Source organism: Pseudomonas sp. S30 (assembly GCF_016518545.1).
Classification (GTDB): domain Bacteria; phylum Pseudomonadota; class Gammaproteobacteria; order Pseudomonadales; family Pseudomonadaceae; genus Aquipseudomonas.
This window is the reverse complement of sequence record NZ_JACVTO010000007.1, coordinates 139,670-164,725: the sequence shown is the minus strand read 5'-3', so window position 1 is coordinate 164,725 and position 25,056 is coordinate 139,670. Positions and strand designations below refer to the sequence as shown.

24 protein-coding genes are annotated in these 25,056 nt (G+C 62.6%); 11 read left to right on the top strand and 13 right to left on the bottom strand.

Annotated elements, in window-relative coordinates; all coding sequences use genetic code 11:
- Positions 1–13 precede the first annotated feature (13 nt).
- From IAE34_RS10495 to IAE34_RS10485, 3 genes are all read right to left on the bottom strand, one after another.
- The gene (locus IAE34_RS10495) at positions 14–880 is read right to left on the bottom strand and encodes a shikimate dehydrogenase (protein ID WP_200138875.1); all 867 of its coding nucleotides are present in this window, start codon (positions 878–880) and stop codon (positions 14–16) included.
- Positions 881–1,013: 133 nt separating this feature from the next.
- A complete protein-coding gene (locus IAE34_RS10490; protein WP_200138874.1) occupies positions 1,014–2,354 on the bottom strand; it encodes an MFS transporter in 1,341 nt (446 codons plus the stop codon).
- Between the two features lie 158 nt (positions 2,355–2,512).
- Positions 2,513–3,196: a FadR/GntR family transcriptional regulator gene (locus IAE34_RS10485; protein WP_200138873.1), complete on the bottom strand. Its 684-nt coding sequence runs from the start codon at positions 3,194–3,196 to the stop codon at positions 2,513–2,515.
- Positions 3,197–3,486: 290 nt separating this feature from the next.
- Between IAE34_RS10485 and IAE34_RS10480 the strand changes: the two genes are divergently transcribed.
- The 5 genes from IAE34_RS10480 (at position 3,487) to IAE34_RS10460 (ending at position 7,310) form a co-directional block, all read left to right on the top strand.
- Entirely contained in the window at positions 3,487–4,272 is a 786-nt protein-coding gene (locus IAE34_RS10480; protein WP_200138872.1) for a transporter substrate-binding domain-containing protein, read from the top strand.
- Positions 4,273–4,292: 20 nt separating this feature from the next.
- Positions 4,293–4,958, top strand: a complete 666-nt coding sequence (locus IAE34_RS10475; RefSeq protein ID WP_200138871.1) for an amino acid ABC transporter permease — start codon at positions 4,293–4,295, stop codon at positions 4,956–4,958.
- Positions 4,955–5,605, top strand: a complete 651-nt coding sequence (locus tag IAE34_RS10470; protein WP_200138870.1) for an amino acid ABC transporter permease — start codon at positions 4,955–4,957, stop codon at positions 5,603–5,605. The genes IAE34_RS10475 and IAE34_RS10470 overlap by 4 nt, the downstream gene beginning before the upstream one ends.
- A complete protein-coding gene (locus tag IAE34_RS10465) occupies positions 5,592–6,326 on the top strand; it encodes an amino acid ABC transporter ATP-binding protein (RefSeq protein WP_200138869.1) in 735 nt (244 codons plus the stop codon). The genes IAE34_RS10470 and IAE34_RS10465 overlap by 14 nt, the downstream gene beginning before the upstream one ends.
- A gap of 174 nt (positions 6,327–6,500) precedes the next feature.
- On the top strand, positions 6,501–7,310 hold the full coding sequence (locus IAE34_RS10460) for a helix-turn-helix transcriptional regulator (protein WP_200138868.1): 810 nt from the start codon (positions 6,501–6,503) through the stop codon (positions 7,308–7,310).
- Here IAE34_RS10460 and IAE34_RS10455 read toward each other — a convergent pair.
- The gene (locus IAE34_RS10455; protein WP_200138867.1) at positions 7,292–7,876 is read right to left on the bottom strand and encodes a LysE family translocator; all 585 of its coding nucleotides are present in this window, start codon (positions 7,874–7,876) and stop codon (positions 7,292–7,294) included. The two genes, IAE34_RS10460 and IAE34_RS10455, sit on opposite strands and share 19 nt — an antisense overlap.
- A gap of 257 nt (positions 7,877–8,133) precedes the next feature.
- Here IAE34_RS10455 and IAE34_RS10450 point away from each other — a divergent pair, with 257 nt between their 5' ends.
- Complete coding sequence (locus IAE34_RS10450) at positions 8,134–9,702, top strand: TerC family protein (RefSeq protein WP_200138866.1); 1,569 nt, start codon at positions 8,134–8,136, stop codon at positions 9,700–9,702.
- Here the strand turns inward: IAE34_RS10450 and rarD are convergent.
- Positions 9,668–10,552 carry an EamA family transporter RarD gene (gene rarD, locus IAE34_RS10445; protein WP_200138865.1) on the bottom strand — a complete coding sequence of 295 codons (885 nt, stop codon included), beginning with the start codon at positions 10,550–10,552 and terminating at the stop codon, positions 9,668–9,670. The genes IAE34_RS10450 and rarD overlap by 35 nt on opposite strands.
- Before the next feature lie 366 nt (positions 10,553–10,918).
- On the opposite strand from rarD, the gene hppD reads away from it, so the two are divergent.
- The gene (gene hppD, locus IAE34_RS10440) at positions 10,919–11,995 is read left to right on the top strand and encodes a 4-hydroxyphenylpyruvate dioxygenase (protein ID WP_200138864.1); all 1,077 of its coding nucleotides are present in this window, start codon (positions 10,919–10,921) and stop codon (positions 11,993–11,995) included.
- 11 nt (positions 11,996–12,006) lie between these two features.
- Here hppD and IAE34_RS10435 read toward each other — a convergent pair whose 3' ends face one another.
- The gene (locus tag IAE34_RS10435; protein ID WP_200138863.1) at positions 12,007–12,813 is read right to left on the bottom strand and encodes a CSS-motif domain-containing protein; all 807 of its coding nucleotides are present in this window, start codon (positions 12,811–12,813) and stop codon (positions 12,007–12,009) included.
- A gap of 290 nt (positions 12,814–13,103) precedes the next feature.
- On the opposite strand from IAE34_RS10435, the gene IAE34_RS10430 reads away from it, so the two are divergent.
- A complete protein-coding gene (locus IAE34_RS10430) occupies positions 13,104–15,167 on the top strand; it encodes a hybrid sensor histidine kinase/response regulator (RefSeq protein ID WP_233631065.1) in 2,064 nt (687 codons plus the stop codon).
- 3 nt (positions 15,168–15,170) lie between these two features.
- Here IAE34_RS10430 and IAE34_RS10425 read toward each other — a convergent pair whose 3' ends face one another.
- Positions 15,171–16,763 (bottom strand): response regulator, encoded by a 1,593-nt coding sequence (locus tag IAE34_RS10425; protein ID WP_200138862.1) that lies wholly within the window; start codon positions 16,761–16,763, stop codon positions 15,171–15,173.
- 111 nt (positions 16,764–16,874) lie between these two features.
- Positions 16,875–17,933, bottom strand: a complete 1,059-nt coding sequence (locus tag IAE34_RS10420; protein WP_200138861.1) for a tetratricopeptide repeat protein — start codon at positions 17,931–17,933, stop codon at positions 16,875–16,877.
- 194 nt (positions 17,934–18,127) lie between these two features.
- Between IAE34_RS10420 and IAE34_RS10415 the strand changes: the two genes are divergently transcribed.
- Both IAE34_RS10415 and IAE34_RS10410 read left to right on the top strand, forming a co-directional pair.
- Positions 18,128–19,018, top strand: a complete 891-nt coding sequence (locus IAE34_RS10415) for a pirin family protein (protein WP_200138860.1) — start codon at positions 18,128–18,130, stop codon at positions 19,016–19,018.
- A 208-nt stretch (positions 19,019–19,226) separates the two neighbouring features.
- Positions 19,227–19,499, top strand: a complete 273-nt coding sequence (locus tag IAE34_RS10410) for a DUF1652 domain-containing protein (protein WP_200138859.1) — start codon at positions 19,227–19,229, stop codon at positions 19,497–19,499.
- 96 nt (positions 19,500–19,595) lie between these two features.
- Here the strand turns inward: IAE34_RS10410 and IAE34_RS10405 are convergent, their stop codons facing one another.
- The 5 genes from IAE34_RS10405 to IAE34_RS10385 all read right to left on the bottom strand — a co-directional run bounded on the left by IAE34_RS10405 (position 19,596) and on the right by IAE34_RS10385 (position 23,949).
- The gene (locus IAE34_RS10405) at positions 19,596–20,432 is read right to left on the bottom strand and encodes a bifunctional allantoicase/(S)-ureidoglycine aminohydrolase (RefSeq protein ID WP_200138858.1); all 837 of its coding nucleotides are present in this window, start codon (positions 20,430–20,432) and stop codon (positions 19,596–19,598) included.
- Positions 20,433–20,584: 152 nt separating this feature from the next.
- Positions 20,585–21,277: a sel1 repeat family protein gene (locus IAE34_RS10400; protein WP_200138857.1), complete on the bottom strand. Its 693-nt coding sequence runs from the start codon at positions 21,275–21,277 to the stop codon at positions 20,585–20,587.
- A 149-nt stretch (positions 21,278–21,426) separates the two neighbouring features.
- Complete coding sequence (locus tag IAE34_RS10395) at positions 21,427–22,512, bottom strand: hypothetical protein (RefSeq protein ID WP_200138856.1); 1,086 nt, start codon at positions 22,510–22,512, stop codon at positions 21,427–21,429.
- A 25-nt stretch (positions 22,513–22,537) separates the two neighbouring features.
- Positions 22,538–23,170: a LysE family translocator gene (locus IAE34_RS10390; protein ID WP_200138855.1), complete on the bottom strand. Its 633-nt coding sequence runs from the start codon at positions 23,168–23,170 to the stop codon at positions 22,538–22,540.
- 2 nt (positions 23,171–23,172) lie between these two features.
- Entirely contained in the window at positions 23,173–23,949 is a 777-nt protein-coding gene (locus tag IAE34_RS10385) for a YqcI/YcgG family protein (RefSeq protein WP_200138854.1), read from the bottom strand.
- A gap of 160 nt (positions 23,950–24,109) precedes the next feature.
- Here IAE34_RS10385 and IAE34_RS10380 point away from each other — a divergent pair, with 160 nt between their 5' ends.
- Complete coding sequence (locus tag IAE34_RS10380) at positions 24,110–25,030, top strand: LysR substrate-binding domain-containing protein (protein WP_200138853.1); 921 nt, start codon at positions 24,110–24,112, stop codon at positions 25,028–25,030.
- The last annotated feature ends 26 nt before the right edge of the window (positions 25,031–25,056 follow it).

Below are 25,056 nucleotides of genomic sequence, written 5' to 3'. Positions count from 1 at the left end.
AGCGAGCGATGCGTCAGCCCTGGGTCAGCCGTAGGAAGTGCGCCTGCATCCGCTGCGCATCGGCGGCTCGCCCACTGAACAGCTCGAACGCCTTGACGGCCTGGAACACGGCCATGGTGCCCCCGTGCAGGGTGCGACAGCCCAGTGCTCTGGCCTGGCGCAACAACTCGGTTTCCAACGGAAAGTAAACGATGTCCGCCACCCACAGCCGCTCGTGCAAGCATTGGACGGGCAGGGGGCAGCCGGGCAGTTTCGACATGCCTACCGGGGTGGTATTGACCAGGCCGTCTGCCGAGGCGACCTGCGTAGCCAGGTCGTGGCCCAGTACGGCGCGGTCTGCGCCGAAGTGCAGATTGAGGTTGCGTACCAGGGCCTGTCCGCGATCGACATCCAGCTCGAACAGCACCAACTGCTCCACGCCGTTGGCCAGCAGGGCATGGGCTACCGCCGACCCAGCCCCACCGGCGCCCAACTGCACCACCCGCTGGCGTGGCGCGTCGTGCAGGCCACGTCGCAGGCCCTCGGCGAAGCCCAGGCAGTCGGTGTTATGACCGATGCGTCGGCCTTGGCTGAACACCACGGTGTTGACCGCTCCGATGGCGCGCGCCTCTTCGGAAAGCTCGTCGAGCAAGGGGATGATCGCCTGCTTGAAGGGAAAGGTGATGTTCAGCCCGGTGAAACCGCAGCGCTGCGCGCCATCGATCAGGCTGGACAACGCCGCGTCAGGCAGGTCCAGTTCGTCGGCGTCGATGATGCGATAGAGGTAGCGCAAAGCCTGGGCGTCGCCTTCGGCTTCGTGCAGGGCGGGTGTGAGGGAGGCCTGTATGCCTCGACCGATCAGGCCGGCGAGGATGCTCGAGGAGGGCGTTGCAGAATTCATGGCGTCGCATCGCTTTTGTTATTGGATGCGGCACTATATGTACCATCTGGTTAGTTCTGTAAATCACGGTCTGCGAGCCGGTGATGAAACCGGGCGATTACCGCCCGATTCACTGACCCCTGGCGACGGTTTCTCAAGGCGCGTGCAAGCGTCCCGTGGGCGTGTCGGCAGCGCCCAACGAAGGGTCGTCCAAGGAGCTGCGTGCCGTCTCGGGCAAAGCCAGGCCACCCACCAGCGCCAACAAGGCGATGACCACGAGGTAGAAGGCCGGCGCCAGTCGACTGCCCGTGGCGTCTATCAGCCAGGTCGCCACCAGCGGAGCGGTGCCACCGAACAGGGTGTAGGCCACGTTGTAGGTAATGGCCGAGGCGGTGTAACGGGTGCGAGTCGGGAAACTCTCCGAGAGCAATGCCGCCGTCACCACGCCGCTGCACAGCGCGCCCACCGCCAGCAGGATCACCCCCAGCAGTGCGCCCGACATCGAGCCTGAGCTTGCCAGCCAATAGGCTGGAAACACGCATAGCATCACCCACAGACAAGTGAAACCGATGGTCCGCCGGCGGCCGATGCGGTCAGAAAGCGCACCTGCCAGGGGGCAGCCGGCAGCGGCGACGAGCAGCGCCACGGTGGTCACCAGCAGCGATTGGGCGCGGGTCAGGTGACCGACCATTTGCAGGTAGGTCGCGAAGTAGGTGGTGAACATGTAGAACGACAGCGCCGTGAGCGAGATGAACGCGCCCAGGTTGCGAATCGTCCGGCCGTGATGGCGCAGGGTGTCTTTCAGCGGTGAGTGCTCATGCTGGCGCCCCTCGGCCAGCGCTTCCCGGAACGCCGGGGTTTCCTCCATCCGCCAGCGCAGGTACAAGCCTACCAGGCCCAGGGGCGCTGCGATCAGGAAAGGCACGCGCCAGCCCCAGGCGCTCATCGTCTCGGCACTCAGGCCCGCTTCCAGGCCATAGGCGATCACGGCGGCGCAGGCGAAGGCCGAGAATGTGGACACCGGCACGAAGCTGCCGTAGAACGCGCGTCGATGCCGTGGCGCATGCTCCATCAGGTAGGCGCAGGCGCCGGCGTATTCACCGCCGGCGGAGAAACCTTGCAGGCAGCGCGCCAGCGTCAGCAGGACGGGGGCGGCGATACCGATGCTGGCATAGGTCGGCAGGACACCGATCAACGTGGTCGAGCCGGCCATCATCAGGATGGTCAGCGAGAGAATGCGCTTGCGTCCCAGCCGGTCGCCCAGCGCACCGAACACGACACCGCCCAGCGGACGCAGGGCGAAGGCCACGGCGAAGATCGCGAACGTCTTGAGCAAGGCCACGCTGGGGTCTTCGCTGGCGAAGAACTGGCTGGCGATCAGCGTGGCGAGAAAACCGTAGACCGCGAAGTCGAACCACTCGACGAAGTTGCCGATGGCCGAGGCAGCGATCACGCGGCGCAGTGTGGCCGGGGATACCTCATGGGATGCGGACATGGATGTGAGCTCCGGGTGTCTAAGGCAGCCTGATGAAGGCGGGCAAGGTCATGCCCTGCCGTCTGGTTATCGGCTCCAGTACACCTCACTGCCTTGGCGCACGCATCTTCCAGGACGACACCGGGATATCCGTTTGGACCACCAGGACGTCGGGCGGCCTAACCCGCGAACACCACACCGGTGCGTGAAGCGGCATTGCGGATATGGGTCTGCATCGCCCGTTGCGCCCCCGCCTGGGATCGACGTTCCAGCGCCTGCAGGATCTTGCGATGTTCCTGCCAGGTCTCCAGTGCACGTTCAGGGCGAATGAACGGCAGCTTCTGGCTTTCCAGGAAAATGTCCCGGCTGTTGGTGATCACCTGCAGCATCGCCTGGTTGCCGCAGGCCAGCAGCAGGGTCTTGTGAAACGCGTAGTCCAGCTGCGCGGCGGCCTCGAAGCGTCCGGCGCGCAGCTCCACGCCCATGGACTGGACATTGGCGCGCAGACGGTCGAGCGTTTCGGTGGTCAAGGCCAACGCTGCTTGCCCGGCCGCGAAACCCTCCAGGGCGTAGCGCATCTGGAAGATGTCCGCAGCCGACACCTGGTCGGCATAGCGCCAGGTAGGGGCACCGGCAGCCGGGTCCTGCACGTAGACCCCTTTGCCGGCCTGAACGCTCACCACCCCCATCGCGCTCAGCGATGACAGCGCTTCGCGCAGGGAAGCCCGGCTCACGCCAAGTCGGTCTGCGAGGTCGCGTTGAGACGGCAGCGCATCGCCAGCCTGGTAGTTGCCGTGCTCGATGAGCTTGCGGATGGCCAGCAGGGCCTGTTCCGGCACGGCGCGGGGAAGTGTGTCGAGCATACTGTTCGGACCAGAGGGAAGGGCGGTGACGCTCACGTTTTACGGACATCCGCCGTGGCTGGCAAGCATTGCGCCATGCTGGCGCAGTGCACCAAGGATCCGCACGAAAGCGGGGCAGGTGGTCGACAGTAGAACTTCACTGTTCAGACCAGTATGACCATGCCGCCCGCGTGTCGGCGTTCGCCCGGATGGATTGCGCAAGCTGGCATGAGCCCTGCAAGACAAGGCACGGCGACCTGATCCATCAGGCGCCCACGGCGTTACTCCTTCCCGACCGTTCGAGGCCTTCCATGACTTGTTTGCGCACTCTGCTCCTGGCGACTTTCCTTTGCAGTTCCAGCCTGGTGACGGGCATCGCCCAGGCCGACACCCTGAGCGACATCCAGGCTCGCGGCGTGTTGAAGGTGGCGGTACCCCAGGACTTCCCGCCGTTCGGGTCCGTGGGTCCTGATCTCAAACCCCGTGGCCTGGACATCGATACCGCGCAACTGCTGGCCGACAAGCTCGGCGTGAAGCTGGCCCTGACCCCGGTCAACAGCACCAACCGCATCCCCTTTCTCACGACGGGCAAGGTCGACCTGGTGATTTCCAGCCTGGGCAAGAATCCGGAGCGCGAGGCGGTGATCGATTTCTCCAAGCCCTATGCCCCGTTCTACCTGGCGGTGTTCGGTCCGGCCGAGGCGTCGATTTCCGATGTGGCTGCCCTCGCAGGCAAGACCATCAGCGTCACCCGGGGCTCGATCGAAGACATGGCCCTCACAGCAGTGGCGCCCGCCGATGCCGTGGTGAAACGCTTCGAAGACAACAACTCGACCATCGCAGCCTACCTTTCAGGCCAGGTCCAGTTGATCGCCAGCGGCAGCGTGGTGATGGCCGCAATCGCCGAGAAGAACCCTGCCAAGGTGCCGGTGGTCAAGCTCAAGCTCAAGGACTCGCCGGTGTATGTCGGTGTCGCGAAGGGTGAGCAGCCGCTGCTCGAACAGGTCAACACTACCCTGACCGCTGCCAAGGCCGACGGCACGCTGAGCCGTAATGCCGAAAAATGGCTCAAGCAGCCATTGCCTGCCGATCTTTGAGCCTGGTCGGGACCTCGAGCATGGCCTACCAATTCGACTTTCAACCGGTACTGGCCCACGGCGCTCTGCTCCTGCAGGGCGCGGCCTACACCTTGCAACTCACCCTGGTCGGAACGCTGCTGGGGCTGGCCATCGGTGTGGTGGGGGCGGGCGTGCGGGCCTGGCGCGTACGGCCCTTCGACCTGCTGTTCGGTGTGTACGTGGAAGTGATCCGCAACACGCCTTTTCTGGTGCAGCTGTTCTTCATTTTCTTCGGGCTTCCGGCGCTCGGGCTGCGTCTGGACGAGTGGCAGGCGGCCGTGTTGGCGATGGTGGTCAACCTGGGGGCCTACAGCACGGAAATCATCCGTGCCGGCATCCAGGCCATTCCCAGAGGTCAGTTGGAGGCAGCGGCGGCCCTGGCCATGAGCCGGTTCGAAGCGTTTCGCCACGTGGTCTTGCGTCCGGCGCTGGCCAAGGTCTGGCCTGCCCTGACCAGCCAGATCGTGATCGTCATGCTGGGCTCTTCGGTGTGCTCACAGATCGCCACCGAGGAATTGTCCTTCGCCGCCAACTTCATCCAGTCGCGCAATTTCCGCGCGTTCGAAACCTACTTTCTCACGACCCTGCTGTACCTGCTGATGGCGATCGTCGTCCGGCAGTTGCTGATGTGGATCGGGCAGCGTCTGCTGCAAGGGAGGCGTTGATGGACTTTACCCTGTGGGACATCCTGCGCAACCTCGCCACGGGCCTGCAATGGACGCTGGCGCTGTCGCTGGTGGCGTTCGCCTGCGGTGGCGTGACCGGCCTGGCGATACTGGTCGGGCGGATCTCCGATCACTGGCTGCCCAGAGCGCTTGCGCGCGGATACATCGAAGTGTTCCAGGGCACCCCGCTGTTGATGCAACTGTTCATGGTGTTCTTCGGCCTCGCACTTTTCGGCCTCGATGTGTCCGCCTGGGCTGCCGCTGCCATCGCCCTGACGCTGTTCACCAGCGCGTTTCTGGCCGAGATCTGGCGTGGCTGCGTCGAGGCCGTTCCGCGTGGCCAATGGGAAGCCAGTGAAAGCCTGGCGCTGAGCCGGCTGGAACAGCTGCGCCACGTCATTCTCCCGCAGGCGATGCGCATCGCCATCGCGCCTACCGTCGGTTTTTCGGTGCAGGTGGTCAAAGGCACGGCAGTGACCTCGATCATCGGCTTCACCGAGCTGACCAAGACGGGCGGCATGATCGCCAATGCCACCTTCGAACCGTTCCTGGTCTACGGCCTGGTCGCACTGGGCTACTTCATTCTCTGCTACCCGCTCTCGCTGAGCGCCCGCTACCTGGAAAGGAAACTGTATGCCGCTGCTTAGAGTGTCTGCGCTGCACAAGTATTACGGCGACAATCATGTGCTCAAGGGCGTCGACCTGAGTGTCGAGGAAGGCGAAGTGGTCGCCATCATCGGCCGCAGCGGCTCGGGCAAGAGTACGTTGCTACGCACCTTGAACGGCCTGGAGTCGATCAGCGATGGTGTCATCGAGGTCGACGGCGAATACCTGGACGCCAGTCGCGCGGACCTGCGCGCATTGCGCCAGAAAGTGGGCATGGTGTTCCAGCAGTTCAATCTGTTCCCCCACCTCACTGCCGGGGAGAACGTGATGCTGGCACCGCAGGTGGTCAAGAAAGCGGGCAAGGCGCAAACTCGCGAGCTGGCTCAGCGGATGCTGGCGCGTGTGGGGCTGGCGGACAAGTTCGATGCCTACCCGGATCGACTGTCCGGCGGTCAGCAGCAACGCGTGGCGATCGCCCGCTCGCTGGCGATGTCCCCCAAAGTGCTGCTGTGCGACGAGATCACCTCTGCGCTGGATCCTGAGCTGGTCAGCGAAGTGCTCGGGGTGGTGCGCCAGTTGGCCAGCGAAGGAATGACGCTGATCATGGTCACCCATGAAATGCGCTTCGCACGGGAAGTGGGGGACAAGCTGGTGTTCATGCACCAGGGCAAGGTTCATGAGGTCGGCAATCCACGCGACCTGTTCGCCGCGCCTCGTACGGCGGAGTTGGCCAGCTTCATCGGTCAGGTTGCCGACGCCTGAGCGAATTGCACGCGTGCACTCGCTCGCACCAAGGCGTATCCTCCAGGCCATGGCCCCTTCATACCGCCCATGCATGACCCTGAGTGATCTCCAGCTGAGCGTTTTCGCATCGCGCCAGCCGCGACGCCAGGCTGCGCGAGCGCATGCCCGAACGCCACGCCCGGTGCAGCCTCGATGAGCGGCGGGGTCTCCAGATTCTGGCGCGACGCTGCCTTGCCCTACATAGAGGCACGCAGCGTGCGCGACGGCCGTGGCGTCTGCTATGACGCGCATTCCCACGAGAGTTTCTCCATTGGGGTGGTCACGGCCGGGCGTAGCACTTACCTGAACGCTGGTCATCGTCAGGTGTTGTCAGCGGGCGCTACGGTGATCATGAATCCCGGTGTGGTGCATGCCTGCAATCCCCTTGCCGGCGAGCCCTGGGCGTACCTGATGCTGTATGTGGACATGCCCTGGCTGCAGGCCCAGGGCTTTGTCCTGCCACAGACTACGTGCAGCCGCTCGGTCACGCTCTACGAGCGTCTGATGAAGCTGTTCGCCGATCTGTTCGACGTGCGTACCTGCGAGCGCGAGACTCGCTTGCGCAACTTTTTCCAAGCGTTGCCCGAGTACCTGGAACCTTCGCTCGAGCCGGCACCGGCAAGGCATCATCAACTGGAGACGGCGGCCGCGTTCATTCGCGCTCATCGTCTCGATCCCCTCTGCCTGGACGACATCTGCGCTGCCGCGGGTCTGTCCAAAGCCTATTTGATCCGCGCGTTTCGAAGGCGCTTCGGGCTCACCCCGCACGGCTACCTGGTCGATCAGCGCGTTCAGCATGCACGGGCGCAGTTGCGTCTGGGACGCAGCATCGCGGATGTGGCCCATGAAGCCGGGTTCGCCGATCAGGCCCACCTGCAGCGTGCGTTCAAGCGGCATCTGGCCGCCACGCCTGGGCACTATCGCGACGGCGTCCCCGCCCCGCTTCAGGCCATGACCAGGTAAGCGGCGCTGATGACCAGTAGCGACGCCAGGATGCGATTGAACAGGCGCATGTGACGCGCGTTGCTCAAACGATGACTGATCACGCTGCCAGCCCACGCCCAGCTGGCCACCGAGACGAAGCAGATCGGCGCATAGAGCCAGGCGAACAGCCACAGCAGTTGATGATCGCCACCGGTGTACGCGCCGATACCCGCCACGGACGCCAGCCAAGCCTTGGGATTGAGCCACTGCATGAGCGCTCCGTGCCAGGCCGAGGGCGCCCGGGTGCGATGGCCAATGCCCAGCTCACCTCCATCGCTGGCCAGCTTGTACGCCATGTACAGCAGAAACAGGATGCCACCCCAGCGCAGCACTCGGTCCACCAGTGGCCAGCGCAGCAATACCTCGTGCAGGCCGAATCCGATCAGCAGCAGCAACAGGCAGAAACCCAGGCTCGCTCCGGCAGCGTGTGCCAGGCTTGCACGTAATCCGTGACACGCCCCACTGGCCAGCGCGACGATGTTGACCGGCCCTGGAGAAATCGAAGCAGCCAGCGCGAATGCGGCCATGGACAATGACAGGTTCATGCGAATGGTCCCTCTGTGTGAAGAGGGGTCATGGTTACGGATGAGTCGCCCAAGCGTATTGAAGGAAAGTGCTCTGGGCGTGACTACAGGTTTTGTAATAGTTTCGCGCTGTGCGAAAAACCTGCTTGGATTGTAGGATCGATTTCCCAAATTACCTTCAAGGCGTCTATGAGCACCTTCGCGGAGCCCCCCAGTCCCTGGTCGAGCCGGCCACTGTCCCAGCATCGTCCTGATGCGCCTCCAGAGAGTACCCGTTGATGGAATGGCTAGCTGACCCCACGGCCTGGCTAGGCCTACTGACGCTCATCGTCCTCGAACTGGTATTGGGTATCGATAACCTGGTGTTCATCGCCATCCTTGCCGACAAGTTGCCCCCACACCAGCGTGACCGTGCCCGCGTGATCGGGCTGACGCTGGCGTTGGTCATGCGCCTGGGCCTGCTGGCGTCGATCTCCTGGATGGTCACCCTGACCGCGCCGCTGTTCGAGATCTGGGGCAAGAGCTTCTCCGGTCGCGACCTGATCATGCTGTTCGGTGGCGTGTTCCTCCTGTTCAAGGCCACCATGGAGCTGCACGAACGTCTGGAAGGACATGTGGCGCAAAGCAGTGGGGCGGTGCGTCATGCGGCGTTCTGGCCGATCGTCGCGCAGATCGTCGTACTCGATGCGGTGTTCTCCCTGGACGCAGTCATTACGGCCGTGGGCATGGTGGAGCATCTGTCAGTGATGATGATCGCCGTGATCTTCTCCATCGGCATCATGATCGTGGCAAGCAAGCCGCTGACCCGCTTCGTCAACGCGCACCCCACGGTCATCATGCTGTGCCTGGGCTTTTTGATGATGATTGGCTTCAGCCTCACCGCCGAAGGTCTGGGCTTCCACATCCCCAAAGGCTACCTGTATGCAGCGATCGGCTTCTCGATCCTGATCGAAGCGTTCAACCAGCTGGCTCGCGCCCGACGCAAGCGCAGCCTGCAGCAACATCGACCGCTGCGTGAACGCACGGCGCATGCGGTCATGCGTCTGCTGGGCGGCAGGCGCGTCGCGACCGACGAACTGGGTGAGGACATCGCCGACCTGGTCGACGGTGGCGAGGATCAGGTGCTGTTCGATCGTCGGGAGCGGGTGATGATCAGCGGCGTGCTGAACCTGGCCGAGCGCCCGATTCGCAGTGTGATGACGGTGCGCGCCGAGGTCCACACGATCGAGTTGGCGCATTCGCCGGAGATGATCACGCAAACCTTGATCAATTCACCTTATTCACGCTTGCCGCTGGTGCGCGATGGCCGAGTGGACGAGCCCCTGGGCTTCGTGCACAAGAAGGAGCTGCTCAAGGAACTGCTGTCGGGTAACACGCCGGATCTGGAGCGACTGGTGAGCCAGCCGTTGAACCTGCTCGACAGTTTCAGCATCCTCAATGCACTCGAGCAGATGAGGGCGCGCTCGACGCACATTGCCTTCGTGATCAACGAGTTCGGCGACTTCATCGGCGTGCTGACCATGACCGACATTCTCGAATCGATCGCTGGTGAGTTGCCGGACGCCAGTGAGGTGGAAGGGCCGGCGATCGTCGAGCAAGCGCAGGGGTTCGTGGTCAATGGTGCACTGAACCTGACCCAGGTCCAGGCGCGAACCGGTTTCGTGGCCCGCGCTACCGAGGACTACCAGACCGTCGCTGGCCTGGTCATGAGCCTGCTCGACCGCCTGCCGATGGTCGGTGACCAGCTGGAGTGCAATGGCTGGCGCATGACCGTGATGGCCGTGCAGGAGCGTCGTGTGCGCCAGGTGCGGCTCATACCGCCCGTCGACGCCGACGCAGGTGCTTGATGCCTTCGAGCACCAGCACCAGCACGGCCGCCCAGATCGGCAGGTAGGTCAGCCATTGGTCGGCGGCGATGCTTTCGCCCAGAAGCAGCGCGACGCCGACCAGCAGCACCGGCTCGACATAGCTGAGCAGGCCGAACAGCCCGAACGGCAGTGACCGACTGGCCAGCACATAGACGATCAGTGCCGAGGCGCTGATCGCGCCGAGCAACGGAATGAGCACATACAAGGCGGGGTGAGCGGCCAGGTCGGCCGTGCTCAGCGGGCCCTCGATCACGAAGTACAAGGCCCACGGCACCAGCAGCAGCATGTCGCTCCACAGGCCGCCCAGATGGTCGGTGCGACAGCGCCGGCGCAACACGAAGTAGATCGGGTAACCTGTCATCACCACCAAGGTCTCCCAGGCGAAGCTGCCATGCTGGTACAACTCGTGGCCCACGCCCAGCGCGGCGCAGCCGACGGCCAGCTTTTGCAGGCGCGACAGGCGCTCGCCATACACCACTCGGCCGGTGAGGACCATCGCCAGGGGGAGCAGGAAATAGCCCATCGATACCTCCAGGCTGCGGCCATGCAATGGCGCCCAGAGGAACAACCATAATTGAATGCCCAGCAGCGCGGAGGTGCCCAGCATTCCGAGAAACAGGACAGGCGTATCCCGGACCCGCGAGGCCAGTTCGCCGACATGCGTCCAGTCCTTGCTGAGCAGCATGAACAGCGTCAGGCAGGGCAGTGTCAGCAACGTACGCCAGCCGAAGATCTCTTCGCCGTCCAACGGTGCCAACAGAGAGGTGTAGAAGTACATCACGGCGAACAGACAGGATGCCGCGACGGACGAGAGAATGCCTTTTGACACGAAAGCCTCGATTAGCAGAAGAGTGATCGGATCGACCAACCGGCAATGATGTCAGTGGCTGCTGTACGGGGCAAGGCATGTGCGGGGAGGGTGGCTTGGGAATATCGTCTGCGCCATCTCGTCGATTAGCGCGCGACAAAGAAAATTACGCCCTGTAGAATCGATTTACGAATACAAGAAAAAGGTCCTCAGTATCGCAGGACCGCCTCAACCGAGAACACACTCCTATGGCCTGCTACGGGTTCAAGCTTCTCATCGGCGACTTTCTCTCCCGCAGCGTGAGGGGTATTCCCTGCTCGCCACCCGTCGTGACCTTCATCCCGCACAGTTGAACGCTTTCCATTCGTTGCAGATGAGGATACCGACATGGCAGATCTTTTCGAAAACCCTATGGGCCTGATGGGCTTTGAGTTCATCGAGTTCGCTTCACCCACGCCCGGCGCGCTCGAGCCGGTGTTCCTGGCCCTGGGCTTCACCCACGTGGCCACCCACCGCTCCAAGGACGTTCACCTCTATCGCCAGGGCGGTATCAACCTGATCCTCAACAACGAGCCCAGGAGCGCTGCCTCGTACTTCGCAGCCGAGCACGGACCCTCCGTCTGTGGCATGGCTTTTCGCGTACGCAACGCCCACCAGGCCTATGCCCGAGCGCTCGAACTCGGCGCCCAGCCGGTGGAGATCGAAACCGGCCCGATGGAACTGCGCCTGCCCGCCATCAAGGGTATCGGTGGAGCTCCGCTGTACCTGATCGATCGCTTCGAAGAAGGCAGCTCGATCTACGACATCGATTTCCATTTCATCGAAGGCATCGATCGCAATCCCCGCGGTGCCGGGTTGAAGATCATCGACCACCTCACCCACAACGTCTATCGCGGACGCATGGCTTACTGGGCGAGCTTCTATGAGAAACTGTTCAACTTCCGTGAAATACGCTATTTCGATATCAAAGGCGAGTACACCGGCCTGACCTCCAAGGCCATGACCGCACCCGATGGCATGATCCGCATTCCGCTGAACGAGGAGTCTTCCAAAGGGTCCGGGCAGATCGAAGAGTTTCTGATGCAGTTCAATGGTGAAGGCATCCAGCACGTCGCCTTCATGACCGACGATCTGCTCCAGACCTGGGACGCGCTCAAGGACATGGGCATGCGTTTCATGACCCCACCGCCGCAGACTTATTATGAGATGCTCGAAGAACGCTTGCCGGGGCACGGCGAACCCGTCGATCAGCTCAAGGCCCGAGGCATCCTGCTCGATGGCGCCTCGGCCGACGGGGACAAGCGTCTGCTGTTGCAGATATTCTCCGAGACGCTGATGGGGCCGGTGTTCTTCGAGTTCATTCAGCGCAAAGGCGACGACGGTTTTGGCGAGGGCAACTTCAAGGCCCTGTTCGAATCCATCGAGCGCGATCAGGTGCGTCGAGGTGTACTTAGCACCGATTGACCAACACGGGCTCAGACCGTCGGTCGATGATCGGCGGTCTCGCGCTCGGTGCTGATGTAGCGCCGACGCAGGCTCCACATCACGACCGCCGAGGTCAGCACACTCACCAGCACCAGCGAAGGCAGGACCTGAGTCCTGGCCTGGCGAGCTTCGGCGGCGGTGAAACCCTGCGGATAGCCGACCTCTACGCGGTAGCCGTACTTGGTCGAGGTTGCGCTGGTGAGGTACTCGGGCATGGAGGGCCGGGCCGGATCACGGCTGTCACCTTCGGCCCAGATGTATTGATCGCCGAAGTGCAGGGCCAGGCGCAAGCCATTCCTGAAGGCGCGCAGTTCGCTGCGGATTTCCAGACCGTAAGTGGTAGCGATGACCGAGCGATCCCCGCTCACCAGCCGGTATGCCACGAGCACGCCATCCGGTATCGCGGCGGGGTCGTAGAACATGTAGATGTCTTTGCTGGGGTCGAACACGGGCAAGGGGCCTGATGCCGCGCTACTGCACGCATGCTGCTCACCCTGGAGCACCGTCAGTGCCTGAAGGCGCGGATTGCCGGCCACCTGGTTGGCGAGCTTTGGCTCGATATCGGTGCAGGCTTTCTGGGTGGAGGGTAACGCCAACACGGCTGCGGCCCGCAGCCCATCGAACAGACGGTCGAAAGTGAACAAGGCCTCGTCGACGGCGACGGTGGCGCTCTGCTCCAGGCGCTTGTTCAACTGGTAGTTCATGACCAGCAAACCCGAGACCAGCGGAGTGGCACCGGTCAGGAGGGCAACCGCCACGGTGAGTACGCGGCGGTTCAGTTGCCTAGATATGCTCATTGAGGTGAGTTCCGATGGTGGACTAGCTCATGAGCCTAAGGTGATCACACTGGCGCGGGCTGTAGGTCATATCTGCGTAGCACTTCATAACGTGACAGGTGGGCGTAGGGTTCGTGGCACGCGCGCTGTGGGACCTGGGCTATGGTACGGGCCGGAGGCGTACCGTGAGCTCCGACCACCCATATGCTAGGCTCAATCTTACTTAGCGTGATGCTCAGGAGTTGCCATGGACACGCAAACCCGGCACCCCGTGATGCCAGTGCCTGCACCTGTGATCGGGAGTGTAGCCGTTGACTGCCGGTAAAACCGCCCAGTTGGGCGCCACCCAAGTGATTCACCTCAGGGCAGCATCGTCCTGTGCCGACCTGTCCGGCGATCATATAGCCGGATTCGACTGGGGTCAGACGCCGTTGGGCGCTGCGGCGCAATGGTCGCCTTCATTGCGCGTGGCCGTGGACATCATGCTGCTGTCGCCGTTTCCCTGCGCTCTGGTCTGGGGACCGGCCCTGACACTGATTCCAAACCTCAGTTACATCTCGCTCATGTCATCAGGCGATCAGTCGCTCGGGACACGTTTCGATCAGCTATGGCGTGATCAATGGTCGCGCATCGGCCCCTGGGTATTCCAGGCGTTGGAGGGACGCGCGAACTTCATCGACACGCCCCTGCAGCTCGGTGCCGGACCTGACGGACCCGCCTGGTTCGCGTTCGGCTACGCCCCGTTGCGCGACGAGCAGGGCGCAGTGGCCGGCTTCCTGCACACCGCGATCAACACCACCGCCAGCATGGACCAGGTCAGGCAATGGCGTGAGCAGGCTCAGGGTTTCGAGCGTCAGATGGGCGAGTACCTGCCCAGCAGCGATCACCTCTGGCACATGGCGCGCGACGCCATGGTGGTGGTCGACCGCCAGCTCGCGCTGCTGGCCGCCAACGCGGCATGGCGCCGTGTGTTGGGTTGGGATGTGCAGTCCATGGACACCGTGGCGCTGGTGGATCTGGTGCACCCGGCAGATCGCGCCGAGGTGCGGCTGGCGATCACCGATCTGCTGCAGGGCAGGGAGGTGCACGAGGTCGAGTCCCGGCTCAAGCACAAGGACGGGCACTACTGCTGGATATGCTGGAGTGCCCGGCCGCAGGGCGATGTGCTGGTTGCGGTCGGCCGTGACATCACCGAGGAACGCTTGCACATCGTGCGCGAGGCGCAGGGACTGCTACGTGACAACCAGCGGATGGAAATCGTCGGTCAGTTGGCCGGAGGTATGGCGCACGAAATGAACAACCTGCTGGCCGGTGTCGGCGGTAGCCTCGAGCTGTTGCAGCGGCGTATGAGCCAGGGTCGGCTGGAGCGTATCGATGAATACGTTCACGTGGCGCGCGACTCGGTGCAGCGCGCCATGGCCCTGACTCACCGACTGCTGGCCTTCGCTCGCAGCCAACCGTTGCAACCGTGCCCGGCCGACATCAATCGGCTGCTGCTGGAGCTGCAACCGCTCATCCTGCAGGCTCTGGGTCCGGACTTCGAGCTTCACTGGCTACTCGATGTCGCGCCCTGGCCGATCCATGTGGACGCAGCCCAGCTGGAGATCGCCATCCTGCACCTGTGCAATAACGCACGCGATGCCGCGCATGAGCGGGGGGTGGTCAACATCCGTACCTCCAATGAGCGACTTCCCGCGCAGACCGTGCACGGTGAAAACATTCCGGCCGGAGACTATGTGGCCATTCTGGTCGAAGACAAGGGCACCGGCATGCCGGCGCAAGTCCTGGCTCGTGCGTTCGAGCCGTTCTTCACCACCAAGCCCAAGGGACGAGGCGCCGGGCTGGGACTGGCGATGGTGTATGGCTTCGTACGCCAATCGGGGGGGCATGTGTGGGTGGAGTCCAATGCGCAGGATGGCACGATCGTCACCTTGCTGTTTGCGCGACACCACGGCGAACTTCCTGCCACCGAATCTTCGAGCGCGCCAGTCGAGATCAAGCGTGCAGCGGGCGAGCGAATACTGCTGATCGACGATCAACTCAACCTCAGGGCCTTGATGCGTGAGGTGTTGACAGACACCGGTTTCGTCGTCAGCGAAGCGGGCGATGCCGTGGAGGCGATGGCGATCTACGAGCAGTCCGGTCCCTTCGATCTGGTCATCAGCGACATCGGTCTTCCGGGAGGGATGAGTGGTCGGCAGCTAGGGCGAGCCATCCGGCAGCAGCGCCAGACACAGCGAATGCTGTTCATCACGGGCTATACCGAGCAGCCGCTGGAGCGTAGCCTGCTCGATCAGCCAGGCACCGCGCTGATGCTCAAGCCGTTCTCGCTGCAAAGTCTCGTGGACAAGGTGTTGGGCATGCTGGACGTCTGAGGGTCAGGCCTTGGTCAACAACTTCAAGATCTGCTCGCGCAAATGCCCAAGCTCGAAGGGCTTGCAGATCAGCTGCATGCCAGGGTCGAGAAACTGTTCCCGGATCGCTGCCGTTTCGGCGTAGCCTGTGATGAGCAGGATTGGCAGCGAGGGGTCGACGGTGCGCGCGATTTCCGCCAGTTGTCTACCGCTCATTCCAGGCAGTCCGACGTCGGAGAGAAGCAGGGCCACGTGTGGCGAGTTGCGCAGAATTTCCAGCGCCTGCACGGCGTCGCTGGCGGTCATGCAGTCCAGGCCGTCGTCGGTCAAGGCCTGATAAAGCAGCTCGCGCACATGGTGATCGTCTTCCACCAGCAAGATCGGGCCCTTTCCCACAGCGCTCGAACGAGCGCGGGGGGTGGCCAGCGGCGCGTCACCTGCCAGACTGCGCGGCAGATAGAGATCCACCTGGGTGCCTCCTCCGATATGGCTGGTCAGGGCCAGATGCCCGTGAGATTGTCGACTGAAACCATAGACCATCGACAATCCAAGACCAATGCCTTGTCCTACCGGTTTGGTGCTGAAGAAGGGTTCGAATGCATGCTCGAGTACGCTCGACGACATGCCTTGGCCGGTATCCCGGACGCTCAGGCGCAGATAATCCCCATCACAGAGAACGCTACCAGGAAAGTGCTCGGCCTGGATATGTTCGTTACGCGCCGATACATATAGCTGTCCGCCATTGGGCATCGCCTCGCACGCATTGATCACCAGGCAGTCGAGCGACTCCCGCAATTGCTGGGCGTCGGCCTGCACCGGCCACAACTCCTCGGGCAGTCGCATCGCAAGCTGCACGTGCGGGGTCATCATCTGCTGTAACCGGTCAGGACTCAGGACGCTGGAGACATGCACCGCCTGGCTGTGCAGGGATTGTCGCGAGGAGAAGGCCAGCAGCTTGTGGGTGAGTTCAGCGCCTCGACTCACGGAGGCCCGGCCCATGTGCACGATCTTCTCCAGCCCTTGGGTGTGGCCCCGTTTCAGGTGTCGATCGATGAGCTCGAAACTGCCGCCGATGCTCGTCAGCAAGTTGTTGAAGTCATGGGCGATGCCGCCGGCCAGGTGACCGACGGCATCCATCTTGTTGCGCAACTGGTGGGCAGTTGAGTCTTCGCTACTACGGCTGAGCTGGGCCACGAGTCGATCACTCAATGTCTGCAATTCTTCGCGCGCCAGATACTGCCTTCGGCGCGCGCGTAACGCCTGCATGGCCATGGACGATAGCTGCGCTTGATCGAAAGGATAAGTCACACAAGACAGGTTGCCGAGGTTTCGCGAAGTGGTCCCCGGTGCGTGAGGCAACATCAGGATGGGCAGGTCAGACCACTTGGGCTGAGCATCGACGAACTGTCGTAATGGGCACTCGGGCTCGGGAACGAGAATGTGCTCATCGACCACCACCAGTGCAGCGCCTTCAGCGAGCCAGGCCTTCAAGCGCTTGTTGTCGGTCGTGCAGACGCAGGTGATGCCACTGTCGGACAGCATCTTGAATGCTTGCGCGGCGACTTCATCTGGCGCCAGGATCAGCGCGCGCTCGTCGTAAGACAGTGAATCTGACAAGACCCGTCTCCCATGGGTAGCCACGGCCGGTAGCAGTCGGGCATCGAGAACTCTCGATAGTCACTGGACTCCTGGTGCTTGATCGGGGTTCAAAGTTGTTGCACGAAAGCGCTAAAGACCCTGCTGGAGGTACGGATCATCGGGGTTTTGCCGCTCAAGTTCAGCCAGTAGCACCTGAACGTTCTGCAGTTGCCCGGTCTCCTTCCAGTAACGAATGAGCAGGACCCGAGCCCGGCGATTGGCCGGCTGACGATCGAGCAGGCTCTGCAGTTGCTTCTGCGCAGCTTCCACTTGTTCAAGGTCGTGCAGCGTCAGCGCCAGGGTATAGCGATACTCGGAGTCGTCGGGATCGAGTTCCACCGCCCGCGACAGCGCGAGCAGGGCGTACTCGCGCTGATCGTGGCGGGAAAGCCAGAGGCCGAGTTCGTATTGCAGGAAGGCTGAGTCAGGCCGTAGGGCCAGCGCTCGTGCCAGGACTTCACGAGACTCATCATGCTGGCCCATGGCTTCGAGTATGCGGACCTGGGCCGAAAGTGCGTCCGGGTCTTGCGGTGCCAGCGCCAGGGCACGAGCGATGGCCGCTTGCGCCGAGGTGAAATCATGCTCGTGCAGATAGAGCCGGGCCAGGTGGGTCTGCGCCTGTGCATCGTCCGGCTGTGCTTCGAGGGCTTGCTGATACTGCTCCAGAGCGCTCTGGAGCGGGCGGAAGTAGAGACCGACTGCATCGGGATCAAGACCGAGCAGGGCATCGACGGCAGCGAAGCGAACGCTCTGATCCTCGTCTTCCAGTAGTGGACCTAGTACCAGGCTGCGTTGCGAGGCCGGCAGCAGTCGCCGTACGCTCGCGATCGCTGCACGACGGACCAGTGGATCGCCATGCTCAAGGTCTCCTCGGGCCAGTTTGAGCGCCAGTGGCGAAGGGTAGTTGGGCAGTTCGCCGTACAGGGCGGCGCGGCGGATAGGCGGCAAGTCGTCGCGCTGCAGTTGCTGGTAGAGCACGCGCGCGGCTCCAGGCAGCCCGCCGTGCGCCTGGCGCAGCGCCTTGGCGTAGCTTTGCGAAGGCGCGACAGGCGTGGGGGTCTGTGGTGTACGCCACAGCCACGCAGCGGCCAGGCCCACGATCGCCAGGACGATCAGGACGGCGAGCAATGAGCGATGACGTCTGGACATCGGGCATTCCAAGAGTTCGAGACTGCGAAGCTTGGGACAGGTGCAGGCCAATTGCAACGTCGGCGGGCCGGATCAGGCCTGCTGTCGTGTGGATCGATCGTCCTGCTGATGGAATTCATAAAGCTGTCAGCGCTGGCTAATCCGGCACCGGGTGCAACGGTAGACTGGGTATCAGTCAGATTCAGGAGATTGCCATGAAACAGATCGCCAGCGTCTACCGCTGCCCGCTGCCTCACTGGGTAGGAGATGGTTTTCCGGTACGCAGCCTTTTCACTTACGCGCGTGATGCGACTCTCATCAGTCCGTTCCTGCTGCTGGACTATGCAGGCCCGCAAGCGTTCCTGCCGACCACTGCCAGGCGCGGGGTCGGTCAGCACCCGCACCGAGGTTTCGAGACCGTGACCATCGTCTATCAAGGTGAGTTGGAGCATCGGGACTCGACCGGCGCTGGCGGCCTGATCGGCGCCGGGGACGTGCAGTGGATGACCGCCGCCAATGGAATCCTCCACGAAGAATTCCATTCTCCAGGCTTCGCACGCACGGGCGGGCTGTTGGAAATGATTCAGTTGTGGGTCAATCTGCCAGCCCGTGACAAGCGGGCCGCACCGGGCTACCAGACCCTGTTGAACCAGGATATCCCGATCGTTCAGTTGCACGACGGCGCTGGTAGCCTGCGCGTAATCGCTGGGCACTACGCCGGCCGCCAGGGCCCAGCCCGAACCTTTACCTCGATGGATGTGTGGGATGTGCGCCTGAACTGCGCGGCATCGCTGCGGTTGCCTGTCATGGCGGGTCGCACCTGCGTCCTGGTGGTGCTTCGTGGCTCACTTCAGGTCAATGAGCAGCGAGACGTCGAGGGACCGGCAGCAGTGATGTTCGAGCGAGAAGGAGCCGATATCCTGGTGATGGCCCGCGAAGATGTGACGCTGCTGCTCCTGAGCGCAGAGCCTGTCGACGAGCCGATCGTCGGCTACGGCCCCTTCGTCATGAATACCCAAGCGCAAATCGAGGAGGCCTTCGACGACTATCGCACGGGTCGGTTCGGTGAGCTCCCATCGGTGCATTTGCCCAGGACTGAGCGCTGACCGCCACCGCTCGTCGCCCAGTCTCATAATTGCTTGAACGCGAGCCCTCATTCGACTCTCAACCGTCCACATGACAGGGTCTCGTCCCGCCTATAGATAAACAAGGTGAATGGGCCCGTCTTACTCAGTGGCCAATATCCATTGGCAGGTAACTCGTGCATGACCTAATCGCAAGGAGGGTCATCCACAGACAGGCGAGGGTGTGACAATGTCTCTGACGGGCGTCTCAATACTGGAAATGCGGCAAATGATCGAACAGGCCTGTCTACCGGATCGTTGTGAGGTCAGCAGCACAGATGGGGTCAACCTGACCATCCGCCTGGGCACTGGTAGCAGTCTGAACGAATGCCTGACGATGACCGATGTACGGCTAGACAGCCTCAACAGCGCGCGCGATCTTGTTGGGCTGGTAGGTCAACTGCGTGAAGGGCAGCGTCTTGGCTATCTGCCCGCTGGGAACCACGTCAGAGCCCGAGCCTGAGGTCCGGCTAGAGACCTGTTCGATGCGCGGCAGGCCGCACCTTTGCGCCAACTCCCGATCGTGGCCTCATGACCCGATCGGGATACAGCTGAGGAATCAGCGCTGTGGATTCAGCGTCAGATGCACGTGTCGGTTGACGTCCTTGTACAGCAGATAACTGAAAGGCCCGGGACCTCCGGAATAGCAGGCTTGCGGGCAGAATGCCCGTAGCCACATGAAATCACCCGCCTCCACCTCGACCCAATCCTGATTCAAGCGATACACGGCTTTGCCTTCCAGCACGTACAGCCCGTGTTCCATGACGTGGGTCTCGGCGAAAGGAATCACGCCGCCTGGCTGGAACGTGACGATATTGACGTGCATGTCATGGCGCATGTCTGCCATATCGACGAATCGTGTGGTGACCCATCGCCCTTCGGTACCCGGCATCTCGATGACGGTGGCGTTGTCCCGGTGAGTGACGAACGACTCGGGCGCCGCCAGCCCCTCGACCTTCTGGTAATGCTTGCGCAGCCAATGGAAGGTGACATTGGCCTGGCTGTTGTTGCGCAGGCTCCACTGGGCGCCCGGCGCGAGGAAGGCATAGCCGCCAGGCACCAACGTGTGCTGTTTGCCCTCGACGGTAATGTCGATCTGACCTTCCACGACGAAGACCACAGCTTCTGCATTCGGATCGAGCTCGGGCCGTTCGCTGCCACCCTCAGGTGCCACTTCGACGATATATTGAGAGAAAGTTTCGGCGAATCCGGTGAGCGGACGGGCGATGACCCACATGCGCATCCTGTCCCAGAACGGGAGGTGACTGGTGACGATGTCACGCATGACGCCTTTGGGGATGACCGCATAGGCCTCGGTGAACATGGCCCTGTCAGTCAGCAGCTCGGTCTGGGCGGGATGGCCACCATGAGGGGCGAAGTAGGCGTGTTTCGACATGGACGATCTCGACTTGTTGTTCTGTCCCCGTGCCGTGACCCGCACCGTCCGGTGCGCCGCAGGGGATGCAGCGACAGAATAGAGGCGCATTCGGGACATCCACAAATTAAATGTCGCAATACCCACTATTCAGCAGGTAACTGGTACCGGCGTCAACGATTGCTGGTCAGGCGTTGCTGGGCGGCAGCGCAGCCATTGATTTCCACGGCTTTTTGCAGCAAGGCCTGACTGTGTTGAGGATCCAGGTCGCCGAGCAGGCGGTAGATCTCGGCCTGGTAATCCCGCTGTCGCCCCCATTGCATTTCCAGGCCCTGAGGCCGAGTGCGGTTGCATGCCAGGCGAAGCGCAGGTTGTGGATAGTACGACGCATAGGTGGCCGCGCCCGCGATGCTCTCGAGGGCCTGGCGGTAAGCGGAAGTGTTGTTGAAGGAGGGACACCAGTTGGCGATGGCCGTGGCGGGTGGAGCAAAGCCTTGGCGCAGGCTGGATTCGAGCAAAGGGCAGGCAGCGTCGGCGATCTTTCCGGCAGGCAGGTAGGTCAGGTAATACAGCGCCAGCCGGTATTGGGCGACAGGGTGCCCCAGGGCCACCGACTTCTCCAGCAAGGCGACCGCACTGGGAAGCGTATGGGCCATGGCCTGGCCCTGGCGGGATAGTTCCGGGTCGCGCAAGTCGACGGCGCGCAACGCATTGCTGCTGTCATCTTCCACCTCCGCCTGTTCCAGCAAGGGCAAGGCCTGGCGATAGAGCAGGTCGGCATGAGGGTCGATACGCACTTCCAGCGCATGGGCCGCCAGCGGCAAGAGGGTGGCGAGCAGCGTCCACCGTAGAACGGCTGGGGTCACGAACGCGCCTCGGCGCGCACGGGCGCAAGCGGAGCGGAATAGGGTGCAGTGTGGTTCATGGCGATTGCGCGTTGCCTCGGGCGGCCGGTAGCGGTGACGGCCTATTCTAGCCATGCCAGGGTGTTTGTCGAAAGGGGCCTGTGCAGCAATCAGACGAGCTTGAAGGGCGAGGCTCTACGTCTGGCTTGCTTTTCCTGTGCCAGGCCCAGCTTTGCGGTGATCACCTTGGCCAGCGCGTTTTGTCCCAGGTCGTTGAGGTGCATGCGGTCGACGAACAAGTGCCGAGCAAAAACCGTGGAGCTACTGAGCATGCCATTCATGTCATAGCAGGCTACGGGGTCTGACTGGCTCTTTATGCGCCTGAAGAAGGCCGAATGCAGTGCTTCGTCATCGATGCCCTCGAGCAGGCGGTCGAAATGCGCCGGGTGCCGCTCCAGTGCCTGCAACATGGCTACTTCGCCAGCAGGCAGGGTTTCCCTGCACCAGGGCAACAGAGGCTGGAGGACGAAGGTCAGCGAACTGTGGTTGTCCGCCAGCAGGCGCTCCCACTGCAACAGCGTGCGACCGATGCGGTCGGCGGCACGGATCAGGCGTTTCTCCGGCGCCGACAGGCTGCGGTGAACTGCGCAGGTTGCAGAGGCCCCGCCGCTCAGTTGCCTGCGCAGGCGTTGCCACAAGGTGGCGGAGGTGGGCGCAGCGAGGCCTCGGACGCCTTCGTCGAAGTATGCAGCGGGCTGGGGCGGCGGATCGCCTCGCCGGTCGCAGGCGAGCAGATCGCAGAGCCCTTCGTGGGCCAGGGTGTTGAGGCCGCTGAGGATCACTACGTGGCCGATACGCCCCAGACGATGCTGATGGCTCAGAAACAGCATCAGTTCCTGGGTGGCGTCGAGGCCGCAGCCAGCGATGTTCAACCAGACCTCGCCCGTGAGCACGGACAGGCATGACGCGAGCGTCTGCTCATCGCTGCTGGCTCCGACGCCCAGCGCCACCGAACCGCCCACCACCAGGTTGATGGATGCCGAACCCCCGCGCTCGCCCAGGGAAAAACGCTTTCCGGCGAAATGACTGTAACGCATGCCCAGGGCATCGGTATTGATGGTCGCCGAGCGATAGCCGCGTTCATGGACGTGCGGCGTCAGTGGGGCCCTGCGGCCGCCCAGGCAGAGGAAGTCCTGATAGTCCTCGAGAGGGAGGGCGGTGTCGACTGTCTCCAGGTCGTCGTGAAACGCTGCCATTGACGCTCCTTTGGATCCTGGCGCCTCAGGCGGCCAGTTCCTTGAGGTTGTACAACAGGCCGCCGATGGCGATCAGCAGCAGTGCCACGCCGGATGCACGGCTGATGAGTCGGCTGCTGCGCTGCGAGGTGATACGACCGATGGCGAAGATGTAGAGGCTCAGCACTGCGAAATCGATGGCGATCCACAGCAGCGACAGCACCACCATGCTTTTACCGAACGATTCGGTGACCTGGATGAACTGGGGAAAGAAGGCGATGAAGAAAATGATGTCCTTGGGATTGGAAATGCCGACCATGAAGCCTTGCCAGAGCCCGCCGCGACCAGCGCGGTCTGGTGTCGGTGCCGAGTCCGATGACACCGGTCGAGCCTGCCAGGACTCGCGCAAGGTGCCCACGGCGATAGAGCCGATGAACAGGCAGCCCAGCAGGCTCATCACACTGAGCCAGGTCCTGTCGATGGCCGCACTGGTCATGATGATCCAGGCCGCGGCGCCGATCAGTACCAGTGACGCCCAATTGGTGCCGACAGCGGTGAACAGGGCTTTGCGCGAGCCGGCGGCCGCGGCGGTGTTGACGACCAGAGCCACCACCGGGCCAGGGGTGGCGATCAGCAGCAGGACGGTCAGGGCATAGGTGGCGGTCAGGGCGGTATTCACGGTCAATTCTCGATCTGTCGTTCAGCGGTGGTGCCGGCTTGGAAAGGGCAGCGCGCAGGGCTCAGCGATCCGGGCTCCTGTAGTTGGTACTGCTGCCATTCGTAGTTGTCGTCCTGGCCGAAGAAACCCAGGGTCTGGGGTATCAGCCCATCGTTGTAGTGGCCTACGCGCTCGCGAATGCGCGCGCGGATACGCTGCCCGCTTTCGGTCGCGGCACTGGCCACCTCGTCGAAGCTGTCGCGCGGGTTGATCACGAAGGCGATGCTGCTGCCCAGATTGCGGCTCTTCATCTGGCGGTGCGCGGGAAAACTCATGTTGATGAAAAGCGGCATGCCGGCGAAACAGAACGACCACTGGCTATCCTGCGGATCGCGGGGCACGTCCTGGGGCCAGGGGTGCGGGTCGCGGGCATGGACCTTCTGCAGGATGGCCCAGGCAAGACGCTGCTGCTCGGCGAGGGTGGTCTGCGCGGCAGTTTCCAGGAACACCAGTAGCGGACAGCCTACCCGCTGCTTGCGTGGCAGGAACGCGAGGGCCTGTATGTAGTCGGCCAGCCCGCGAGCGATGTCGTTGGCTGCGTCCTGCGCACGTGCGAACAGAACATGGCAGGAGCCAGCGGCGACGGCCTTGCGTCCGAACAGGCAAGGAAAGGCAGGGCTATCCAGAATGGCCTTGAAATGCTGCAGCGTCGTGCAGGTCCAGTGCTGCGAATTGCGCGCATGTTCTTCGGCCAGCTCGCGCGCGTCCAAGCGATAGCATTTTCCATAACCCGTGAACATGTCTTCCCCGAAAGCGTTACATGATGAATGTTGTAGGCCTTATCGCGGCGTGTTGGCTAATGTAGTAGTTATTTACCTGCATTTTCTGAAAGGACGCCTCCGTTGTAAAACGCCTGAAATTGTGAGTTACTATTAGTCTTGCTCATGATAGGAAGTGCCCATGTCTGAAAGGATTCAAGCGCTGCACGCCCTGCGTGCCTTCGAAGTGGCGTCGCGGTATGGCTCCTTCACCCGGGCCGCCAAGGAGCTGGCGCTGACACAAGGCGCAGTGAGCCATCACGTCAAGACGCTGGAGGGGCTCTTCGGCTGCGACTTGTTCGACCGTCGCGGGCCGAAGCTGCACCTCACCGAACACGGCAGGCTGCTGGCCCAGGAGCTGAAGGTCGGCTTCAAGATCATCGAGAATGCCTGTGCATTGCTGCGCCAGGATCGTTACGCGTTGCGCCTCAAGGCGGCTTCCACGCTCACGGTGCGCTGGTTGCTGCGGGCCGTTGACGGCTTCAAGAGGATGGACGACAGCCACAGCGTGCAGCTTTCCAGTGTGTGGATGGACATCGACACGGTGGACTTCTACTCCGAGCCCTACGACTGCGCCATTCTGCTGAGCAACGGCACGTTTCCCGCCGACGTCGAGAGCATGAAGCTGTTCGACGAGTGGCTGATTCCGGTGTGTCATCCCGATTATCTTGGCCAGAGTCCTGCCGAGCTTTCAGTGCTGCGCGATTGCGAATTCCTTCACCCATCGCCTGATCGCCGCGACTGGCGTCGCTGGTTGGCCAGGGTGGATGCACCGTACATCAGCATCGATCAGGGCCAGGTGTTCGATACCCTCGACCAGGGCATTTCGGCGGCCCAGCAGGGATTGGGCATATCGGTGGTAGACCTGGTGCTGGCCAGTGCCGACCTGGCTGCCGGACGTCTGGTCACACCGTTCCGGCAGGCCGTTGCCACCGGAGAGGGCTACTACATGACCTGGCTCAAGGCCAACCCCAAGGCTCGACAGATGGCCAGGTTGCGTGACTACCTCCTGGGCCAGGTCCCGCCGTTGGCGCTGAAGGACATCAACTATCTCTACGGTTGAGCCGTCACTGGTTCTGGGTGGTGATG

What these genes read in the sequence shown, in the direction of transcription:
- IAE34_RS10450 (WP_200138866.1), top strand. Translation starts at nt 8,134, where the DNA reads ATGGAATGGCTAGCTGACCCCACGGCCTGGCTAGGCCTACTGACGCTC.
- IAE34_RS10420 (WP_200138861.1), bottom strand. Translation starts at nt 17,933, where the DNA reads ATGTCCAGACGTCATCGCTCATTGCTCGCCGTCCTGATCGTCCTGGCG.
- IAE34_RS10460 (WP_200138868.1), top strand. Translation starts at nt 6,501, where the DNA reads ATGAGCGGCGGGGTCTCCAGATTCTGGCGCGACGCTGCCTTGCCCTAC.
- IAE34_RS10480 (WP_200138872.1), top strand. Translation starts at nt 3,487, where the DNA reads ATGACTTGTTTGCGCACTCTGCTCCTGGCGACTTTCCTTTGCAGTTCC.
- IAE34_RS10490 (WP_200138874.1), bottom strand. Translation starts at nt 2,354, where the DNA reads ATGTCCGCATCCCATGAGGTATCCCCGGCCACACTGCGCCGCGTGATC.
- IAE34_RS10385 (WP_200138854.1), bottom strand. Translation starts at nt 23,949, where the DNA reads ATGTTCACGGGTTATGGAAAATGCTATCGCTTGGACGCGCGCGAGCTG.
- IAE34_RS10435 (WP_200138863.1), bottom strand. Translation starts at nt 12,813, where the DNA reads ATGAGCATATCTAGGCAACTGAACCGCCGCGTACTCACCGTGGCGGTT.
- IAE34_RS10455 (WP_200138867.1), bottom strand. Translation starts at nt 7,876, where the DNA reads ATGAACCTGTCATTGTCCATGGCCGCATTCGCGCTGGCTGCTTCGATT.
- hppD (WP_200138864.1), top strand. Translation starts at nt 10,919, where the DNA reads ATGGCAGATCTTTTCGAAAACCCTATGGGCCTGATGGGCTTTGAGTTC.
- IAE34_RS10495 (WP_200138875.1), bottom strand. Translation starts at nt 880, where the DNA reads ATGAATTCTGCAACGCCCTCCTCGAGCATCCTCGCCGGCCTGATCGGT.
- IAE34_RS10380 (WP_200138853.1), top strand. Translation starts at nt 24,110, where the DNA reads ATGTCTGAAAGGATTCAAGCGCTGCACGCCCTGCGTGCCTTCGAAGTG.
- IAE34_RS10410 (WP_200138859.1), top strand. Translation starts at nt 19,227, where the DNA reads ATGTCTCTGACGGGCGTCTCAATACTGGAAATGCGGCAAATGATCGAA.
- IAE34_RS10465 (WP_200138869.1), top strand. Translation starts at nt 5,592, where the DNA reads ATGCCGCTGCTTAGAGTGTCTGCGCTGCACAAGTATTACGGCGACAAT.
- IAE34_RS10395 (WP_200138856.1), bottom strand. Translation starts at nt 22,512, where the DNA reads ATGGCAGCGTTTCACGACGACCTGGAGACAGTCGACACCGCCCTCCCT.
- IAE34_RS10415 (WP_200138860.1), top strand. Translation starts at nt 18,128, where the DNA reads ATGAAACAGATCGCCAGCGTCTACCGCTGCCCGCTGCCTCACTGGGTA.
- IAE34_RS10485 (WP_200138873.1), bottom strand. Translation starts at nt 3,196, where the DNA reads ATGCTCGACACACTTCCCCGCGCCGTGCCGGAACAGGCCCTGCTGGCC.
- IAE34_RS10405 (WP_200138858.1), bottom strand. Translation starts at nt 20,432, where the DNA reads ATGTCGAAACACGCCTACTTCGCCCCTCATGGTGGCCATCCCGCCCAG.
- IAE34_RS10475 (WP_200138871.1), top strand. Translation starts at nt 4,293, where the DNA reads ATGGCCTACCAATTCGACTTTCAACCGGTACTGGCCCACGGCGCTCTG.